Raw genomic sequence first — 17,994 nt, 5'->3', positions numbered from 1 at the left:
GTAGGCGTGCCGTCGCCCACCACGGAAAGCCCCTCGCGTTGACCACGACCGTCCACCCGCCCACGCCACCTGGTGCCCACCCGGTGCTGGCCCATCCGCACGTCGCCCGCCTCCTGGTGGGCACCCTGATCGGGCGGCTGCCCAACGGCATGGCGCCGGTCGCCATCCTCCTGCTGGTCACCGACCAGGGCGGAGCCCTGTCGCTCGGCGGGTCGCTGTGCGCCCTTTACGGTCTGGCGTCCGCCGCGGGGCAGCCGCTTCTCGGCCGGATGGTCGACCGTCGCGGCCAGAGTCTGGTCACCTCGGCAGCGGTGATCGTCACCACCATGTCTCTCCTGCTGCTGCCCGTGGTCAACGCGGCGGCGCGGCCCGGCCTCGCGGCGGCCCTGGTCGCGGTCGCCGGGCTCAGCACGCCGCCGTTGGAGGCCGGTCTGCGGGCGCTGTGGCCGCAGGTGCTGCCCGATCCGGACCGTCAGCGGGCCGCTCTGGCCCTGGACACCGGCACCCAGGGGTTGATCTACGTCGCCGGGCCCCCGCTGGTGGCTGTCCTCGTCGCCGCCGCCGGCCCGGGCACTGCGATGACCGCGAGTGCCGTCCTGGGACTGCTCGGTGCGGCCGTCGTGCTGTCCGCAGCCCCATCCCGCAGGTGGACGCCCACTCCCGTCGCCGGGACGGACCGCTTCGGGCCGCTGCGCCATGGCGGACTGCTCCTGCTCTTCATCGCCTTGACCGGCGTCGGGTTCGCCCTGGGCGCCATGAACGTGTGGGCCGTGGCGATGGCCGACCGCTACGAGATGAACCTGCTCTCCGGGCTGATCCCCGCGGCGCTGTCCGCCGGAAGCCTGCTCGGCGGGCTCCTGTACGGGCGGCGGACCTGGCCGGGTGCGGTCACCACCCAGCTCACCGTCGGCGCCGCGGCGTTCGCAAGCGGATGGCTGGCGCTGATGACCGGCCCCGGGCCGATTCCGGCGGTCGTGTTCACCGCGCTGCCGGGCCTGTTCCTCACCCCGCTGATCACCAATGCCTTCCTCACCGTCGACCTGCTCGCCCCGGCCGGCACCACGACCGAGGCGTACGCCTGGCTGATCGCCTCCATCGGCGTCGGCCAGGCCGCCGGAACCGCCCTGTCCGGCACCGTGGCCGCCCACCCACTCACCGGTTCGGCGCTCCCCGCGGCAGGCGCCCTCACCTGCCTGGCCGTGCTCGTCGCCGCGCACCGCCGGATCACCCCCGCAGGCGTACTCCGTCGACGAGGCCGGCACCGCAGGGTTCCCGCTCACGCCGCCCGCCCTTGACCCCCTTTTCCCGCAAGGAGATTCACCGATGGCTGTCCGTACGAACTGGACCATTGCCCATACCTGTGGCCACAGTGTGGAGCAGGACCTGTCGAACCGCCCGGCCGACAAGCGCGCCGGCTTCGCCCGCTGGCTGGCCGGCAAGGACTGCACCGACTGCTGGAAGGCCGCCCGCGACGGCGACAGTGCCGGCAAGGAGGAGTGGCTCGCCGCCAAGCGTGCCGAGGAACAGCAGGCCGCCGCCACGTGGGCCGGCCAGTTCCAGATGCCGCCGCTCGAAGGCCCGGCCAAAGCCCTGGACTGGGGAGAGCGCTCCCGCCACCAGCTGGTGACCGCCGCCTACACCGCCCTGGTCACCGAAGGAACGTGGGACGAGGCGGACTGGGCCGAGCTGGAGGAGAAGGTCCGCGCCGTCACGCGGGCCGGCTGGTGGATCGACCAGCGCGACGCCGAAGCGGCGGACCTCCCCGAACTCCTGGACGCCGCCACCGACGACGACCGCGGCACGGAGAACCCGTTCCGGTAGAAGCACGGGCGTATACCCGAGGATCCCCGGTTAGCGAAACCGGGGATCCTCCGGACCATTGATCCTCCCACCGCCACCCCAAGTGCCGTTCGTGGAAGGACCCTTTCGAAGTGCCTGACGCCACCGCGCCCCGCCCCCCACATATCTCCACCATCTGGGCACCGGTCCCCGACCGCCTCACCCCCCAGCGCGACATCACCCACGCGCACTTCCGCCCCGGCGAACAGGTCGTCATCGTCAAGGGCGTCGCCGACGGCGAGCTGTGGGGCGACGCCATGACGGTCGTCACCCCCTCGTGGCACACCCCGACCGACGAGGACGGCTGGCGGCTGCGCAACCCCAACGGTGGCGAGCGCACCTACATCACCGCCCACCCCCGGTACATGATCCACCTCTCCCGGCGCTGCGCCGACTGCCTGATCCACCACCGCGCCCTGAAGGAGATCCTGCTGCCCGCGTACGCGACGGCGACCGGCATCGTCGACTGCGGTTGGTACAGCGTGACGGCCCTGAACCAGCTGGTCCACGTCGACGACGCCCGGAGCGGCCGATGACCACGACCACGATCCGCGCACGCAGCGCCGCTCTCGAACGCATCCGTGCCGCCACGACTACGTCCCTGGCTTCCGGCGGCGGCTGGCCGGACGTCCTCGCGGGACTCCTCGGCGACATCGACGCGACCTGGCAGGAATCCGCGGAGGTCTGCTCCGACATCGCCTGGCAGGCCCGCGCCACCGGCACGAGCGCCCTGCTGGTGCTGCGTCCCGAACAGATCACCGCCCCCGTCGCCGATCCGGTCATCGCGCGGGCGCACCGGCACCTGTATCTGGCGGGCCTGCGCTACGACTTCCGCTGTCCCAGCATCGAGGCGCTCTTCGACCGCATGCCCCCGGAGGTCGTAGACCGGTTGGATGTCTACAGCCGCGCCCTGTGGGCCTTCGCCCTGCTCGGCCAGTCCCGCACGGGCGGCTTCGAGCTGATGGACCAGGTGCTCGTGGACGCCGGTGATCACCCGAAGGTGCTGCAGGTGCTGCTGCACGGGCTGTGGCTGGGACACCGCCTCCCTGGCCGCGAGGAGCACATGCTCGGTCTGCTGGACCGGCCGCCGTTCGCGGACCGTACGGACCCGGTCGCCCTCTTCCGCGAGGCCGCAGCCCTGCGCGGGCTGGGCAAGTATCGCAAGGCGCTGGACGTCATCGACCGGGCGCTGGACCTACTGCCGCCCGGCGACCCCGCCGTGCACGCCGACTTCGTCCGCGAGCGCTCCCTGATCACCGCAGCAGACGACTGGACCCGCCTTGCCCGGCCCTCCTGCGCGGAGCCCCAGCGTTGATCGCGCGCGTGTCCCGCTCGTTCCGGTCCTTCAGCGAAGCTTTGCGCGAGATCACCGGCCGGCTCCAGGCGCTGGAGGAGGAGCTGAGCGGTGAGACGGTCCTCGCCCACTCCCCCGGCCTCGCCGCCGCCGGCCGGGGAGGGCCACCCTGGGGCGGCAGGGATGTGACGGAGTACCTCGCAGCCCCCGCCCGCGAAAGCGGATACGGCGAGCACGAGGAGCGGCCGTTCCTCTTCCACCTCGCCGTGCGTCTTCACCCCGAGGAGCGCACGGTGACCAGGGGAGAGTGGTCGGAAGTCGCGCACCGGCTCGTCCGGGCCGCCGGCATCGCTCCGCCAGGGGAAGAGCAGGCGTGCCGCTGGGTGGCCTTCCAGTCCCGGGCCGGCCGACTCGACCTGCTGGCCAACCTCATCCGAGAAGACGGCACCCGCGCCCGCCAGCCGCGCCCCCTGCACACGCACCTAGGGACCGAGTGCCGCCGCATCAACCAAGACCTCGGCCTTCGGACCGCCAGAAGCCTCCCGATCGCGCCCAGCGACACGGAGTCCGCGGTCGCCGGCGCGGCGCAGGCGGCATTCCTGCACCGGCTCGTCGGGGAGAGCGACGGGCCCCTGGCTGCTGTCCGACGACAGCTCGAACAGGCGGCCTACCTCGTCGCCGGGCTCCCCGACGGCCAGGGCGGCGACGCCAGTCGGCGTCTGGAGTGGGCCGCCCGCCGCCTGTACGTCCTGCAGGAGGACTTGAAGGAGACCGCCACCGCCCTGGGCCGCGGCATCCAGTGCCTGCCCACCGCCGTCACTCCGGTTCCGGTGACCACCGCCGCAGTCCCGGCCGGCCGTTCCCGATGACCGCGCCTTTCAGAAAGATCTCGTTCTTGGCTCTTGCCGACCGTCTGCTCACCCTGCGGCGCGATGTGCACTTCGGCGAAGTCCTCGCCCGCGGCGGCGATATGGAAGCGCACAGCATCCTCCAGCGCACCATGTTCGTACCCGTCGTCCGCCTACATGAGGACTACCACCGTCTGCCCACCGGGCTCGACACAAGCGAGGAGATCCGCCTTGCCACCCGGGCCGTGGCCCGCCTACGGGCCGTGGGCTACCACGTCGACTGCGACCCGGACTTCGACACCGAGCACCGCGAGCCGCACTACCTCACTCTCGGCGCCCAGGTCGCGGCCATCGCCAACCGCATCCGCACCGCCGAAACCACCGAGGACGTCGCCGACGCCCTGACGGAACTGACCGCCGCCCAAGACGGCATCCTCGACGGCTTGTGCGAAGTCCTCTTCGCCACCGTCGACTTCTACCAGGACCTGGGCCAGGGCGCCGATCCGTACTGCGCCCAATGGCTGCGTTTCCTCGCCGACGAGCGTCTGGGCGCCATTGCCTCCGACGTGCGCGGCCTGCGCAACGACCTCGCCGACCGGCACGCGCCCCACCCGCGGCGCACCGCCTGCGAAGGCGAGGTTGCAGGTAACGAGCGGGAGGCGTCCGCTGTGTGCGCCTGCCCTCCCCCGCCGCCCCGCATCGCCTCCGCGCCCGCCGCCGCGGCCGGCGGACGGCGCCGCTGAGCCCCCACCTGCTGCCCCTGAGGAGAACATGCCCGACCCCGCTGACATGCACGACCTCGAGTCGTTCGCCCCAGTTCTCGCCGGTGAGCTGCCCGGCCGCTGGACCAGCGCCTACCACCGCCACGCTGAGTACGCCGACCAGTTCCCGCTCGCCGAGGAGGTGTGGGACATGAACCTGGTCTCCGGCGCCGTCGCCGCGTACGTCCTCGGCCACGACGCCGTCCTCACCCGCGACGACGGCGCCCGCCTCTACATCACCGGCCGTCCCGGCCACCCGGAGGAGTACCTCGTCGGCGCCATGGCCCCCTCCGGCTTCGAACCGGATGCGTTTCGGGGTGTCCGCGAGCCGGACGGCATCGCCGTCCCCGACGACCCCTTCCGCGCGGCGCACGAGATCGCCTCCGACTTGCTGCCGCGCTACGACCAGGCCGTCGCCCAGGTCCGGTACAACGCCGCCTACCCACAGCCGCCAGCCTCCGCTCCGGTCCCGGAGCCGGAGCGCGTGGTGATGACCTGGTTCGGCGACGGCATGCTGGCCGCCAAGCCGGACAGCTCCCAGGCCGCCACGGTCCTGCACGAGGCCGGTTTCGTCTACGACCCGCGCGAGCAGGCGTTCGTCCTCTCCGGCGACGACACCGCCCTCCAGGCGCGGGCCGTGCGCGCCGCCGGTGCCCAGCTGGCCGCCCACGGCATCGGCGTCATCCTGCGCCACCCGCCCAGCCGGCCCGCGCTGGAGACTACGGCCGTCCCGCCCCCACAGCCGGCCAAGCCGTCCACCCGCACCCGCTGAGAGCGCCCACCGCGGGAGAAAAGCCGCGCTTCTGCGTCCTGGGCGGGCAACCCACGAGCCTGCCGACCCGGCCCAGTAACGGTCCGGCGCTGACCACCGCTGCGCGCCGCCGCGCCTGACGCCACCGGCCGGTCCCGGTCTGCGACCGGGGCCGGCCGCCCACCCCCGATACCTGGAGTTTGAGCAATACCCGAGCGCGACCGCACCACCCCGCCACCGATCACCGCCGACCGCCCGCCCCGCCTGGCCACCTTCCTCTTCCGCCGCTACCTGCACGCCTGCGCCCTCGGCAGCAGCACCCGCGGCCATCCCCTGGCCACCGGCCCGCACGGAGCCCTCGACGACGCTCGCCGCCGCGGCCAGCGCCCCTGACCAACCGCCGCCTTCACTGCCCGGAGCGCCATGCCCGATCCGACGCCCTACCCCGTACTTCTCGCTGACAACATCGCCCGTCAACTCGGGCTTCTCGCCCAGCACCTCGCCCAGGCGCCGCCCGAGCAGACCGCCCAGATCCTCGGCCGCGTCCTGGACACCGACACCGGAGTCCTCGGCCAGGTCACCGCCCTGGCCGAAACCGGGGCCCGCTCCACCCGGGCCCACGCCGAGCAGGGGTCCTTCCCGCCCGAGCTGTGGCTGGCCCTGGGCCGCGCCGCGAACGACCTCCACGGCCTGTGCACGGACATCAGCGACCACGTCGAGGACTTCCAGCGCCTGGCCCGGCCGACACGCGCCGAGGCCGCGCCCCGTCCACCGGCCCCGGTGGCCGCGGCCTTCGTGGCCCGGAGGCGCCGATGAAGAAGGAGTGGGCCGGCCGGGGACCGGCCGGCCAGCAGGCCGAGCAGTACTACCTCATCGAACCCCGGCATCTGGCCGGCGGCGGCGACCTGCGCCACGTCACCGAGTTCCTGCGCGCCTCCGGCTGGACGGACCGCTCGTCCAAAGCCGGCATGCCGATCGTCTTCGACAGCCCCGACCGCACGGTCCGCATCGGCTACGACCCTCATACTCAGCCCGGCGGTTGGACGGTCCGCGGCGCCGCCACCGGCCGGCAGGAAGCCTGGCACGGCACCCTCGGCAAGCAGGTCCCGGTGGAGATCGTCGCCGGATTCACCGACGCCCTCACCCGCCCTCGCTCCGCGCACGCCCCCAACGTGTGGCAGCCGCTGCAGCACAACGGGTGGCGCACTGAGCAGGGGCAGCACGTCACGGCGACGAGCACGGACGGCAACGCCGTCGTCCAATTCCACCAGGACGGGCAGGGGCAGGCGTACTGGTGGGCCGCGGCCCAGACCGAACACGGGCCGGCGTGGAACGCGGTGTTCACCCCGACCACGCCGATGCATCTGTTGCAGGGGCTCACCACCGCCCTGTCCGACCCGCAGCCGGTGATGCGCCCGCGCGGACACGTACCCCCCACCCAACGTATCCGCACCACCTCCGTCTCGGTACTGCCCTCCCAGCTCAGTGCCTGGCAGCAGGCCCGCGTCACCGCCGCCCGCGCCGCCACCTGGGCCCGCAACTCCTGGGCCAGCACCCGCCCCCGCAAGACCGCCACCGGCCCGTACGCCGCCGCCGGCGGCGCGCGCTCCCACCGCTGACCAACCACACCCCCGGTACCCCGGGGGCTCCGCCCGAGAGAGAACCCCGCGCGTGCACCACCCCGCCCGCCTCACCGCACGGGAGGCCGACATCGCCTCCGCCGGACTCCGGCGGCCAAGCGACCAGCGCGGACACCAGCCATGAGCCAGCCCTACACCCCCACCCGCGCCAGGGATCCCCGCGATCTCATCTGGTACGCCACCCGCCCCCGGCACCTGGCCGGGCCCGGCGACCCCCGCCACGTCACCCAGGCCCTGCGGGCAGCCGGCTGGAAGAACCACTCCGCCCCGGACTACCCCCACGTCGTCCTGGCCAGCGCCGACCACCGGCACACCCTCCTGCTCGAACCCGTCCCCGACACGTACGCGGCTTGGTGGCGCATCTCCTCCCGGACCGACGGGCAGCACTGGCACGCCTCTTTCGGCGGCAACACTCCCGTCGAAGTCCTCGCCGCCTACACCGACGCACTCATCCGGCCCGCGCCGAAAGCCGAGCCGGAGGTGTGGTCGGCGGTCACCCGGGCGGGCTGGACGTATGAACGCGACGAGCACGGCAGCGAGCAGGCTCTCCATCCGGACGGCGTTCTGAGCCTGCGCCGGCAGGTCAGCCACGACCCCGCGTTCGTCCACTGGCGCGCGGAAGCCGCGCTGCCCACCGGCCTCGGCGGTCAGCGCCGCCTGTGGGAAGCCTGGTTCAGCGAGAACTCTCCGCCTCATCTGATCGCCGCCTTCGCCACCGCGCTGGCCAGTAACGAACCGGTCCAGCGCGCCATGTCCGGCGTCCCGCACCCGCACCTGGTCACCCAAGAGATCAGCGGGCCGCAGGGCGAACAGCTCCTGACCTCCCACGAGGAGCGCCTGACCGCCGCCCGTGCCGCAGCCCGCCGCGCAGCATCACCGCGCGCCCGGCCCCGTGCCGGTCCGGCCGCTGCTGCCCGCGCCTCACGCAGCCGCTGACCCTTACCCGCCCTTCCGTCCCCGCCCGCCGGGGGAGGGAGAGCGGCACCGATCCGCTCTCCCTCCCCCGCGGCTGCGCCCTGCCTTCGGAGACTCACCGACTTTGACAACCGATCCCGCCGCGACGCACCAGTTGCTCCTTGACCAACTTGCCGCCTTCCTCAAGGAGAGCGAGCAGATCCTGGCCGACTGGGACGCCTACTCCGACCAGCACACCGACCTCGACGGCTGGCCCCACGACGAGATCACCTACGGCCTGCGCGCCGGCCGCCGCGATGCCGACACCTGGCGTTCGTTCAACCGCGTCCGCCACGCCGCGAAAGATCTCCTCGCCACCGCCCAGGCGCAGCTGCGCACGCTGCCCGCCTCCCGCATCCAGTCCCAGTGGGCGTGGCAGCTCTCCGCCCTGGACGACGCGCTCGACCAACTCGCCGCCCTCCAAGAGCAATGGCTCCAGACGCGGGAAGGACTGCCGTCGTCGGCCGTGCCGGGCACCGCGGCATACGACGACGCGCTGGCCGAGCGCAACGACGAAGCCTGGCACCACCTGCACCAGTGGTCCCTGCACGGGCAGAGCGTCCTCGACATCCACGCCGCCGCGCAGGACGAGGCCCTCTTCCGCACGGCGCCGGTCCTGCCCTCACGCGCCCCGGCCGCCCCGACGCAGCCCCGGAAGGCGCCGGGGGTCCGCCGGTGACACCCGTACCCGAAGACATCGAACAGGTCCTGATCGCCCCGCGGTACCTGGCCGGCGGCGGCGATCCGGCCTGGATCACCGCCGCGCTCCACCGGGCCTGCGGCTGGAGCCACGGCAACGACCCGTTGATGCCCCGTGTTCTGCTGACCAGCCCCGACCAGCAGGCCATGCTCCGCCTTGACCCCACCCCCGACCAGCAGTGGTGGACCGTGCAGCACGCCCGCACCGCCGCGTCGCCGGCCTGGTCGGCGTCCTTCGGCGCCCGCACCCCGGTGGAAATCATCGCCGCCGTCACCGACACCCTCACCCACCCGGCGCTGCCCACCGCCTCGCTCGCCGCCGACCCCTACGAGCCGCTGCGTCAGGCCGGTTGGCACGAGGACGAGCAACGCCGCGCTCTCGTCTCGCCCGACGGTGTGGCCTGTGTCGAGCACTTCGTCGAGGGGCGGTCCAACAGCTGGTTCGTCGACGTCGCGGACGAGAGCCGGCAGGAGCGGGTGTGGCGGGCGTACTTCAGCGGAAGCGCCCCACTGCACCTGGTCGCCGCCTTCACCCGCGCCCTCGCCGGCGAGACCCCGCTGTCGCGCGACCCGCTCCACGTCCCCCTCCTGGGCCGCCACCACCAGCGCGCCACCACGCGCCAGGTCCCGGCAGCCGCCGTCGCCTTCGCGCTGGAAAAGCGCGTCAAGGCCCTCGCCAGCCGCGGCGCACCGACGCAGCCGCCGAAGAGCCCGCCGAGCGTTCCTCCGCGCCCCCGTTCGCGCTGACCGCCGCCCCTCCCCCACGCCCCCTGGAGCTCCGTGCCTCCGTCTCCCTCAGCTCCTGGCGGCAGCTCCGACGGCTACGACATAGCCTTCCGCGTTCTGCTCGCCCTCTTCGCCATCGCCGTGCCGCTGGCCAACCTCGCCTGGCTCGGCGGCAACATCACCGTCTACCTGACCGGCTCCGGCCCCTGGGCCGCCTACCAGCCGGTCGAGGCCCTCCTGCATCCCGAACGCCTCTGGCCGGATACGGGTGAAACGTCCCTGCTGGTCGGCACGCGCATCATCCCCGCCATCCTCCTGATCGCCCTGGCCATCGCCGGAGCCGTGCTGTGGTCGCGGCACCGGGGCGGAACCGGCAGCCGGAAGAAGACGGTCGCCGGGATGGCGAAGCAGAAGGACATCGAGCCTCTGCTATCGAAGGCCATCACCGCCAAGGCCCGCTCGCTGCGCCCCAGTCTGAAGGAGGTCAAGAGCGTCGAGGCGAAGGACACCGGCATCCTGCTCGGCAACCTCCAGGGCACCCGGCGTGAAGTCCGCATGGGATACGAGGACGTCGCCGTGGCCATCATGGCGCCGCGCTCGGGCAAGACCACCAGCCTCGCCATCCCCTCGATCCTCGCCGCGCCCGGCCCCGTACTGCTCACCTCGAACAAGGCCGCGGGCGACGCCTACACCGCCACCCTCGAAGCCCGGGCGAAGGTGGGCCGGACATGGTCGATGGACCCACAACAAATCGCCCACGCCAAGCGGGAGATGTGGTGGAACCCGCTCGCCGACGCCACCACCCTCGAAGGCGCCGGCCGGCTCGCCGGGCACTTCCTCGCCGCCTCCGTCGACGCCTCCCAGCAGGGGGACTTCTGGTCGAAGGCCGGCAGCAACATCCTGAGCCAGCTCTTCCTGGCCGCGGCCCTGGACGAGCGGCCGGTCACCGACGTGATGCAGTGGCTGGCCTTCCCCGCCGACCGCGGCCCGCTGGACATCCTGCGCGACCACGGCTTCAGCGCCGTCGCCGCCCAGCTCAAGGGCACCGTCGAAGGGCCGCCCGAGACCCGCGACGGCATCTACGAAACCGCCCGCCAGTACGCCGCCGCCCTGCTCAACAGCGAGATCGCCGCCTGGGTCACCCCCCAGAAGGACGTCGCCGAGTTCCGGCCGGCCGACTTCGTCACCTCACGCGACACCCTCTACCTGCTGTCGAAAGACGGCGGCGGCGGCGCCAGCGCGCTGATCGCCGCGTGCGCGGACTCGGTGATGCGGGCCGCCACCGCCCAGGCCGAACGCGCCGGCGGACGCCTGGACCCGCCGATGCTCGCGATCCTGGACGAGGCCGCCAACGTCTGCAAGATCTCGGACCTGCCGGACCTGTACTCCCACCTCGGCTCCCGCGGGATCATCCCGATCACCATCCTGCAGTCCTACCGCCAGGGCCAGAAGGTCTGGGGCGACGCGGGCATGGACGCCATGTGGTCCGCCTCCACGATCAAGGTGATCGGCTCCGGTATCGACGACCCGGACTTCGCCGACAAGCTCTCCCGCCTGATCGGCGACCACGACGTCGAGACGAAGTCCACCTCCGTCTCCGAGTCCGGCAAGTCCACCAGCATCAGCATGCGCCAGGAACGCATCCTGCCCGCCGACGCCATCCGCGCCCTGCCCAAGGGCACCGCCCTGTGCTTCGCCACCGGCATGCGCGCCGCCATGCTCGACCTGCGCCCCTGGTACCTCGAACCCGACGCCGCCGAACTCTCCGCCGCCTCCGCCCGTGCCTCGAAGGCCATCACCACCCGCGCGGTGGCCAAGGCCGCCCCGAAGCAGACGGACTTCGGCACCGCCGCCTGATCCGCCAGTGCCGCCGCAGCAGGCGCTGGCGCCCTCCTGCGGAGGCATCGGCTCCTCCGTTCTCCATCTGTATCTCTTTATGGAGTGACATGGCCTTCATCGACCACCACGACGTGGTCGTCGGCTCGACCGACGACGGTCACACCTTCATCGTCCTCAACCGCCCGATCCGCACCGCCCACCGCGCCCTGACCGCCAGCGGCTTCACCGCCCGAGAACACAACCGCCGCACCGTGTACCTGCTTCCGCCCGGTACTTCGGCGGAAGAGGCGCACAACCGCACCGGCGACGCGCTGCACGCTCTCCTGGCGCACACCATGGACTTCGTCGACCTGAGCTGGACCACCCGCTACCCGGCCGCCGGGCCCGTGCCCGAGGCCGCCGTCCGCTTCGACCTCTCCGACGGCCAGGTCACCGCCACCGTCCACGCGCCGACCGCCCGCGACGTGATCGCCCAGCACGGGTTCGCCCCGACCCCGCAGGGACACGTCCTGGCCGCCCAGCTGAGCGAGCGCGAAGCGGTCGGCGCCGTCGCCCGCGCCGAAGCACATCTGTCGTCCCTCGGCCTCCCCAGCAAGATCACCCTCGGCATACCCACGCCCAAGGCGATCCCCGCGGCCCCCGGCCACACCGGCGCGACCACTCCGGCACGGCCGTCTCCCGTCCCTCGACAGAGCCGGCGCCCGCGCTGAGCCGCTGCTTCACCACGACACACTTCGCTCCCAAGGACCCCTTCATTGGCCGCCGACCCCTTCCTTCCCGAGCAGATCCTCGCCCTGGCCTCCCACATCACCCGTCACAACGACGCCCTCCCCGCCATCAACCTCGCCTCACCCGCGCCAGCCCGACAGCTCCTCCTGCACCTCCCGCTCACCCAGCGCGTGGCCCACGAGGCGTTCGACGCCGCCGACGCCCTCGCACACCAACCGCTGCACCCCGCGCCCGCCGTACGCAGGAGCGAGCTGCGGATCAGGCAGCTAGCCCACCTGATCACCGAAGCAGCCGAACACCTCCTCGACGCCGCGGACCTCCTGGAAGCGACCCGCCCCCAGGGGCACGAGCCCCATGACGAGCGCACTCTCGCTCTGGCCTACCAGGAAGTTCGCGCCCGCATCGCAATCGCCCGCGACCTGACCGCCCTCGGCCCGGACGACGCGGTCGAGGCCGCCGAACTCCTCGGCGGCGAGATGCAACGACAGCACGCCGCCCTCGTCCACCCGCCCCACGCACTCTCCGCCGCGCAGCTGGCGGCCCTGCGGGCCGTCGCCCGCGGCCAGGTGACGGTCGAGGGCCGGGACGACAAGCTCGACGTCTTCAGCGGCGAGAGGCGGGTGAGCAGTACGACACTGCGGGCCCTGGAAGCCAAGCACCTCCTGCTGCGTGAGGCCCTTCCAAACGGCAGTCGCCGACAGCGCCCGCACCTGACCGCCGCCGGCCGCCGGACCTTGTCCGCCACCTTCGCCACCGGCACGCCCGCCCCTCGCTCCCCGGCGGCACCTGCCCGGCCGGCGGCCCGTTCAACGGCCCGCACTCGCTGATCGAGCCCAGCCCGTCCGCTCGGCCTCACCGCCCAGCCGAGAACCTTCTCAGCCATCGCCTGCCGTCGCCAGCATGCCCTCCACCGGTGACGGCGCTCCGCGTCTCGCCCTGCCGACCACTCGGCAGTCACAGCCCCCACCGCTCAAGGAACAACCATTTCAACCGCTCCCCGATTCCGTGCCATTTCCCTCGGTGCTGGTGTTCAATCCAGCGCGCTGCTCGCGCTGTCAGCCCAAAGGGTTCTCCCCAAGGTCGACTACGCCCTTTTCGTCGACACCGGCTGGGAACCGGCCGCCGTCTACGCCCATCTCGACCGCCTGGAACGAGAAGTAGCCGCGCCCGCCGGCATACCGATCCTGCGCGTATCCTCCGGCAACGACCGCAACGACGCGCTGAACCCCTCTCATCGCTTCGCCAGCATGCCGCTGTACATCCTCAACCAGGACGGCCGACCCGGCATGACCCGCAGGCAGTGCACCGGCGAATACAAAATCAAACCGATCAAGGCGAAGGTCCGCGAACTCCTCGGATATCCCTATCCCGCACGCATCCCGAAGGGCACCTTCGCCGAGCAGTGGGTGGGTATCTCCACCGACGAATTCCACCGCGCCAAGGACGCCGACGTGCAATACATGCGCAACCGGCATCCCCTTATCGACATGGGCTGGTCACGCACCGACTGCACCCGCTACCTGACCACGCTCGGTCTGGCCGACACCCCGAAATCCAGCTGCCTGGGCTGCCCGTTCCACGGAAACGCCCAGTGGCGGCACATCCGCGACACCTCGCCCACGGAGTGGGCGGACGTCGTCGCCTTCGACGCGGCCATCCGCAAGGGCAACGCCCGCGCCAACGCCGTCGGCAACCGCCTGCTCGGCGAAGCGTTCCTCCACCCCTCCCGCCTGCCGCTGGACCAAGCCCCGATCGACCACGTCACCGCTGCCGAATGGGCTGCCCTCCAGCAGCCGCCCGGCACATCAGCGGTGGATGCCGAGGAGCTGGAACAGGGCGTCGAGAACGGCTGCTCCCCGTGGGCATGCCGCGGCGCCGAAACGAACGCCGTGCATTCCGACTTCGGGCTGGCCGCGTGATCGTTGTCGATCTCTTCGCCGGACCCGGCGGATGGTCGCACGCGTTGTCGCTCCTCGGCGTACGCGACGTGGGACTGGAGTGGGACGCCTGGGCGTGCAAAACGCGAGCGGCAGCCGGGCAGTTGACCCTTCGCACCGATGTGGCGCTGTACCCGGTCGCGCCCTTCGTCGGAAAAACCGCGGGATTCATCGCGAGCCCGCCGTGTCAGGCATGGTCGATGGCCGGCAAGCGCCTGGGCCTGGTCGACCAGCCGCTCGTTCACCAGGCCGTCGCCGACCTCGCCCGCGGCCGCGACACCCGCGCCGGACTGCTGAGCGCATGCCGGGACGAGCGGTCCCTGCTGGCCGCCGAGCCGATGCGCTACCTCTACGCGCTCAACCAGGCCGGCGAACCGGAGTGGGTGGCCATGGAGGAAGTGCCGGACGTCCTGCCGTTGTGGAAGCAGTACGCCGCGATCCTGCGCGGCTGGGGCTTCTCCGTGTGGACCGGGATCCTCAACGCCGCCGACTACGGGGTGCCGCAGACCAGACGGCGGGCGATCCTGCTCGCCTCCCGCGCCCGCACCGCCGAGCCGCCGGCCCCGACCCACGCGAAGATCGCCGAGCCGCAGACGCTCTTCGGCCCCGGTAGGGCACGGTGGGTGTCGATGGCCGAGGCGCTCGGCTGGGGTGCCACCGACCGTCCCGTCCCCACCGTCTGCGCCGGCGGAGGCCCTGGCGGGGGCCCCGAGCCCTTCCCCTCCGGCTCCCGCAAAGCCCTCGCCGACGCCCGAAGCCGCGGAACCTGGAAACATCACGCCACCCCGACGAGCGTCACCCTCGCGTCGCGGCATCAGGGCTTGAAGCCGCCCGAGCGGTACAGCGCTGGTGAGGACCGACCCGCCCACCACTGCGAGGTCCATCGTTGGTCCTGGTCGCTGCGCAGCAACAACCAGTCCCACGCGACAGTGCGGCGCGCAGATGAGCCGGCGGGGACCTTGTTCTTCGGGCACCGCGCGAACGAGTGCCTGTGGATGCCCGAGCCGGTGCCCGGCGGATCCGGCGCGAAAGCGCCGGTGCCGAAGTCGGTGCGGATCACCGCGGCCGAGGCCGGGGTGCTGCAGACCTTCCCCGCCGACTACCCCTCGCAGGGAAACAAGGGGCAGCAGTTCTCCCAAATCGGCAACGCGGTCCCACCCCGGCTGGCCGCGCACTTGCTCGCCCCGCACGTCGGCAAGACCCTCAACCGCGACGACTTCACCCTGGCCGCCTGATGCCACGCCCCGAACTGCCGCACGAGGAGAGCGGCCTGGAGGAGCCGACGCCCAGGCCGGCCGTGCACTACGCCGAGCAGGCCCTGCTCGGAGCGCTGCTCCTCGACCCCCACCGTCTCCGGGCCCTCACCACTCTCGCGCCCGAGCACTTCGGCGACCCCGCCCACAGCGCCCTCTTCGCCGCCATGCACACCGTGCCGCCCCCGGTACCCGAGGTGCACCGGAGCGAGCCGGCCTGGCTCAACGCCGTCCTTATGGCGGCGCGCCGTGAAGCGGCCGGGCTCACCGCGTCCTACCTGCACACGCTGGTCGACGCCTGCCCCTGGCCGCAGCACGCGGCGGCGTACGCACGGATGGTCCGCGCCGATCACGCCCGCCGAAGCCTGCGCATACACGCGACGCGCCTGGCCCAAGCCACCACCGACACCACCGGCCCCAACCCCACCGCCACCGTCCTCGCCGAGGCCGACACGCTGACCCGCTTCCTGAACGACCTCGCCGGCCAGTTCCCCCCGCACCCCGGCTCCCTCCCGCGCACCCCGCTCCCCTCACTCCCGCCACGCGAGCGCAGTGGAGAGGCGCTGTCCGAGGAACAACTGCTGCTGGCCGCCGCCACCGCGTGCCCGGACGACGTGAAGACCATGCGCTGGCTGCAGGCCGACGACTTCGCCCTGCCCCTGCACGGCGCCCTTTTCTGCGCTCTGACCGCCCTGGCCCACCGAGGTGATCCCGTGGATCCGGTCACCGTGTTTTGGGAGGCCCAGCACCACGGCCTGCTCGCCACCGCCCTCGCGCCGGCCGACCTCATGGCCCTGGTGACGAACCCCGTCGGCTCGCCGGACCACTGGGGTGAACGCGTCCTCCAACGCGCCCTGCTCGACCACGCCCGCCTCGCCGCCCTGCGGATCCAGGCGTTCGCCGACGACCCGGCCAACAGCCCCCACCAGCTCGTCACCGGCAGCCGCCGCGCCCTCGCCGAGCTGACCGCCGTCCGGACCCGCTGGCAGCGCGCCACCACATCCCCAGCGCCATCGACCCGTCTGCGCATGCCCCGCGCACCGGTAGCCGCCCGAGCCGGGCCGCCCCGCGGCTCCGGCCATCCCGCTTCCGCAGCGCAACGCGTCACCCGATGACCTCACCGGCCGGCCGCCGCACGTCCGGCCGGGCCCCGCGAATTGAGCACACCCATGCCAGATCCCGCCTTCCACGTCCACGTCCGGCTCGGCTGGCACCCCGAGCACCCCAACGCCGTGACCGCCGCCACCGTCGGCACCGACACCTACGCTGCCCGAGCGCTGCTGAGCGTCCACGGGTTTCGCCCCACCGACGACCAGACGATGATCCTGGCCCGCATCGACCGCGAGGAGCCCTACTACGCCGACCAGGCCGCCCACGCCCTGCGAAAGGCAGGCGTCACCGTCGAGATCACGCCCAACCTGCAGGAGGACATCGACAGCGAGTGGACGTGGCTCGATCACCCCATGCACTGGCTGAACCGGGACGAAATCCGCGAGGTCTCCGCCGAGGCCCAGAAGGTCTACGACGACATCGCCTCCGGCCGCCTCGTCATCCACGCCCACGCCCACGACGGCTGGACCCACGTCGCGGTCGGCACCTACCCGGGCGGCGAAAGCATCCACCTCCACGGCGAAGACCACCTGCGGCAGGTCGCCCTCGTCTACGACACCCCCACCCAGGCCATCGCGGAGTTCCAGAAGCTGTACGGCGAGGCGGTCCGCCCCGGTCCGGTGCCCGCCACGGAAACCGAGCAACAAGCAGCCAAGGCCCTGGCCACCACAGGCACAACCGCACCGTCCTCCACTGCATCCGGAGCACAACGCAAGCCCGCGCGGCCGGCACCGGAGATCGTCCCCGTGTATGCCGCCGAGGCCGGTGACCACGAGGTCCTTCTGCACGACTTCCTCGCCACACAGGCCGACTGGGAGAAGGTGCGGGCCCGGGGCGAGAACGCAACTATCGCCAGCCACGAATCCCTCACCCTGCGCGCCCTCTTCGACCATGAGGCCGACGGCCGCGACATCAAGTGGGCCTTCGCCGCCTACGAGACCCCGGTCAGCGACCTCTTGTGGCATGGCAAGGCCACCGCCTCCACCCCGTCCCAGATCGTCCGCACCCTGCTGACCTTCATGGCCTCGGAGAACGCCTGGGGCCGAGGCCCCTGCACCAGCGTCACCGAGACCGCCATCGCCGAGGCGGCCCGGCCACTCGCCAACGCGGGCTGGAAATACGCCGTCGACGACCGCTACCTCACCTGGCAAGCCCCCGGCACCCACGCCGCCGGCGTCCAGTTCGACGCCTTCGCCGCCCAGCAGACCAACAGCCCCCTCCCCACGTGGACCGTCTGGGGCGGCCACGCGGCCCACCAGCCGGACTGGGAAATCCACCTGTCCGCGAACGCTCCGGCAGCCCTGGTCAAGGACCTCACCGCCCACATGGTCCTCGGACATGGGCTCCGATCGCCTTCCAGGCCAACACACCCTGCCCTGCCCCTCGCCTCACGGCTGGGCCCGCCGATCCCTTCTCCCAGCCACGGTATACGCGCCCGCTGACGAACGAGGGCGGTTGCGCCCGAACGAAATGCCAGGGAGAACACCAGCGTGGTGACAGCCGCCATCCGCTCGCCGGTCTCCAGCTGCCGCTCGTCAGACACGCACAGCGCCGAGAGGCCGGAGGACAGAGCCGGCGTACCAGCGGCGGCCTTCGGCCTGTTGCGGAGAGGGC

19 protein-coding genes are annotated in these 17,994 nt (G+C 72.4%); all 19 read left to right on the top strand.

Annotated elements, in window-relative coordinates; genetic code table 11:
- The first annotated feature begins 38 nt into the window (after positions 1 to 38).
- A complete protein-coding gene (locus tag K7I03_RS28485) occupies positions 39 to 1,295 on the top strand; it encodes an MFS transporter (protein ID WP_185944521.1) in 1,257 nt (418 codons plus the stop codon).
- A 28-nt stretch (positions 1,296 to 1,323) separates the two neighbouring features.
- On the top strand, positions 1,324 to 1,821 hold the full coding sequence (locus K7I03_RS28480) for a hypothetical protein (protein WP_185944520.1): 498 nt from the start codon (positions 1,324 to 1,326) through the stop codon (positions 1,819 to 1,821).
- A gap of 110 nt (positions 1,822 to 1,931) precedes the next feature.
- Positions 1,932 to 2,375, top strand: coding sequence for a hypothetical protein (locus tag K7I03_RS28475; RefSeq protein WP_185944519.1), 444 nt, complete (start codon positions 1,932 to 1,934; stop codon positions 2,373 to 2,375).
- Positions 2,372 to 3,154, top strand: coding sequence for a tetratricopeptide repeat protein (locus K7I03_RS28470; RefSeq protein ID WP_224347257.1), 783 nt, complete (start codon positions 2,372 to 2,374; stop codon positions 3,152 to 3,154). The genes K7I03_RS28475 and K7I03_RS28470 overlap by 4 nt, the downstream gene beginning before the upstream one ends.
- A gap of 8 nt (positions 3,155 to 3,162) precedes the next feature.
- Entirely contained in the window at positions 3,163 to 4,002 is an 840-nt protein-coding gene (locus K7I03_RS28465) for a hypothetical protein (protein WP_224347256.1), read from the top strand.
- A gap of 26 nt (positions 4,003 to 4,028) precedes the next feature.
- Positions 4,029 to 4,724, top strand: a complete 696-nt coding sequence (locus K7I03_RS28460) for a hypothetical protein (RefSeq protein ID WP_185944517.1) — start codon at positions 4,029 to 4,031, stop codon at positions 4,722 to 4,724.
- A 28-nt stretch (positions 4,725 to 4,752) separates the two neighbouring features.
- Entirely contained in the window at positions 4,753 to 5,514 is a 762-nt protein-coding gene (locus K7I03_RS28455; protein WP_185944516.1) for a hypothetical protein, read from the top strand.
- A 402-nt stretch (positions 5,515 to 5,916) separates the two neighbouring features.
- Complete coding sequence (locus tag K7I03_RS28450) at positions 5,917 to 6,309, top strand: hypothetical protein (protein ID WP_185944515.1); 393 nt, start codon at positions 5,917 to 5,919, stop codon at positions 6,307 to 6,309.
- On the top strand, positions 6,306 to 7,112 hold the full coding sequence (locus K7I03_RS28445; protein WP_185944514.1) for a DUF317 domain-containing protein: 807 nt from the start codon (positions 6,306 to 6,308) through the stop codon (positions 7,110 to 7,112). The genes K7I03_RS28450 and K7I03_RS28445 overlap by 4 nt, the downstream gene beginning before the upstream one ends.
- Before the next feature lie 141 nt (positions 7,113 to 7,253).
- The gene (locus K7I03_RS28440; RefSeq protein ID WP_185944513.1) at positions 7,254 to 8,069 is read left to right on the top strand and encodes a DUF317 domain-containing protein; all 816 of its coding nucleotides are present in this window, start codon (positions 7,254 to 7,256) and stop codon (positions 8,067 to 8,069) included.
- Between the two features lie 103 nt (positions 8,070 to 8,172).
- Positions 8,173 to 8,766: a hypothetical protein gene (locus K7I03_RS28435; RefSeq protein ID WP_224347255.1), complete on the top strand. Its 594-nt coding sequence runs from the start codon at positions 8,173 to 8,175 to the stop codon at positions 8,764 to 8,766.
- Positions 8,763 to 9,533, top strand: coding sequence for a DUF317 domain-containing protein (locus K7I03_RS28430; RefSeq protein WP_224347254.1), 771 nt, complete (start codon positions 8,763 to 8,765; stop codon positions 9,531 to 9,533). The genes K7I03_RS28435 and K7I03_RS28430 overlap by 4 nt, the downstream gene beginning before the upstream one ends.
- A 33-nt stretch (positions 9,534 to 9,566) precedes the next feature.
- Positions 9,567 to 11,369, top strand: coding sequence for a type IV secretory system conjugative DNA transfer family protein (locus K7I03_RS28425; protein WP_185944511.1), 1,803 nt, complete (start codon positions 9,567 to 9,569; stop codon positions 11,367 to 11,369).
- An 89-nt stretch (positions 11,370 to 11,458) separates the two neighbouring features.
- The gene (locus tag K7I03_RS28420) at positions 11,459 to 12,061 is read left to right on the top strand and encodes a hypothetical protein (RefSeq protein WP_185944510.1); all 603 of its coding nucleotides are present in this window, start codon (positions 11,459 to 11,461) and stop codon (positions 12,059 to 12,061) included.
- A gap of 45 nt (positions 12,062 to 12,106) precedes the next feature.
- A complete protein-coding gene (locus K7I03_RS28415; protein WP_185944509.1) occupies positions 12,107 to 12,907 on the top strand; it encodes a hypothetical protein in 801 nt (266 codons plus the stop codon).
- A 216-nt stretch (positions 12,908 to 13,123) separates the two neighbouring features.
- Entirely contained in the window at positions 13,124 to 13,999 is an 876-nt protein-coding gene (locus tag K7I03_RS28410) for an adenine nucleotide alpha hydrolase family protein (protein WP_185944571.1), read from the top strand.
- Positions 13,999 to 15,252: a DNA cytosine methyltransferase gene (locus tag K7I03_RS28405; protein ID WP_224347687.1), complete on the top strand. Its 1,254-nt coding sequence runs from the start codon at positions 13,999 to 14,001 to the stop codon at positions 15,250 to 15,252. The genes K7I03_RS28410 and K7I03_RS28405 overlap by 1 nt, the downstream gene beginning before the upstream one ends.
- On the top strand, positions 15,252 to 16,385 hold the full coding sequence (locus tag K7I03_RS33950) for a DnaB-like helicase N-terminal domain-containing protein (protein WP_185944507.1): 1,134 nt from the start codon (positions 15,252 to 15,254) through the stop codon (positions 16,383 to 16,385). Before K7I03_RS28405 ends, K7I03_RS33950 begins: the two co-directional genes overlap by 1 nt.
- A gap of 54 nt (positions 16,386 to 16,439) precedes the next feature.
- A complete protein-coding gene (locus tag K7I03_RS28390; protein ID WP_185944506.1) occupies positions 16,440 to 17,822 on the top strand; it encodes a DUF317 domain-containing protein in 1,383 nt (460 codons plus the stop codon).
- Positions 17,823 to 17,994 lie beyond the last annotated feature (172 nt).

Source organism: Streptomyces mobaraensis (assembly GCF_020099395.1).
In the GTDB taxonomy this organism is placed as follows: domain Bacteria; phylum Actinomycetota; class Actinomycetes; order Streptomycetales; family Streptomycetaceae; genus Streptomyces.
This window is presented reverse-complemented; position numbering and strand designations above follow the sequence as displayed.

Coding starts and splice junctions, on each gene's coding strand:
- K7I03_RS28480 (WP_185944520.1), top strand. CDS start 1,324: ATGGCTGTCCGTACGAACTGGACCATTGCCCATACCTGTGGCCACAGT.
- K7I03_RS28470 (WP_224347257.1), top strand. CDS start 2,372: ATGACCACGACCACGATCCGCGCACGCAGCGCCGCTCTCGAACGCATC.
- K7I03_RS28455 (WP_185944516.1), top strand. CDS start 4,753: ATGCCCGACCCCGCTGACATGCACGACCTCGAGTCGTTCGCCCCAGTT.
- K7I03_RS28450 (WP_185944515.1), top strand. CDS start 5,917: ATGCCCGATCCGACGCCCTACCCCGTACTTCTCGCTGACAACATCGCC.
- K7I03_RS28445 (WP_185944514.1), top strand. CDS start 6,306: ATGAAGAAGGAGTGGGCCGGCCGGGGACCGGCCGGCCAGCAGGCCGAG.
- K7I03_RS28440 (WP_185944513.1), top strand. CDS start 7,254: ATGAGCCAGCCCTACACCCCCACCCGCGCCAGGGATCCCCGCGATCTC.
- K7I03_RS28420 (WP_185944510.1), top strand. CDS start 11,459: ATGGCCTTCATCGACCACCACGACGTGGTCGTCGGCTCGACCGACGAC.
- K7I03_RS33950 (WP_185944507.1), top strand. CDS start 15,252: ATGCCACGCCCCGAACTGCCGCACGAGGAGAGCGGCCTGGAGGAGCCG.
- K7I03_RS28390 (WP_185944506.1), top strand. CDS start 16,440: ATGCCAGATCCCGCCTTCCACGTCCACGTCCGGCTCGGCTGGCACCCC.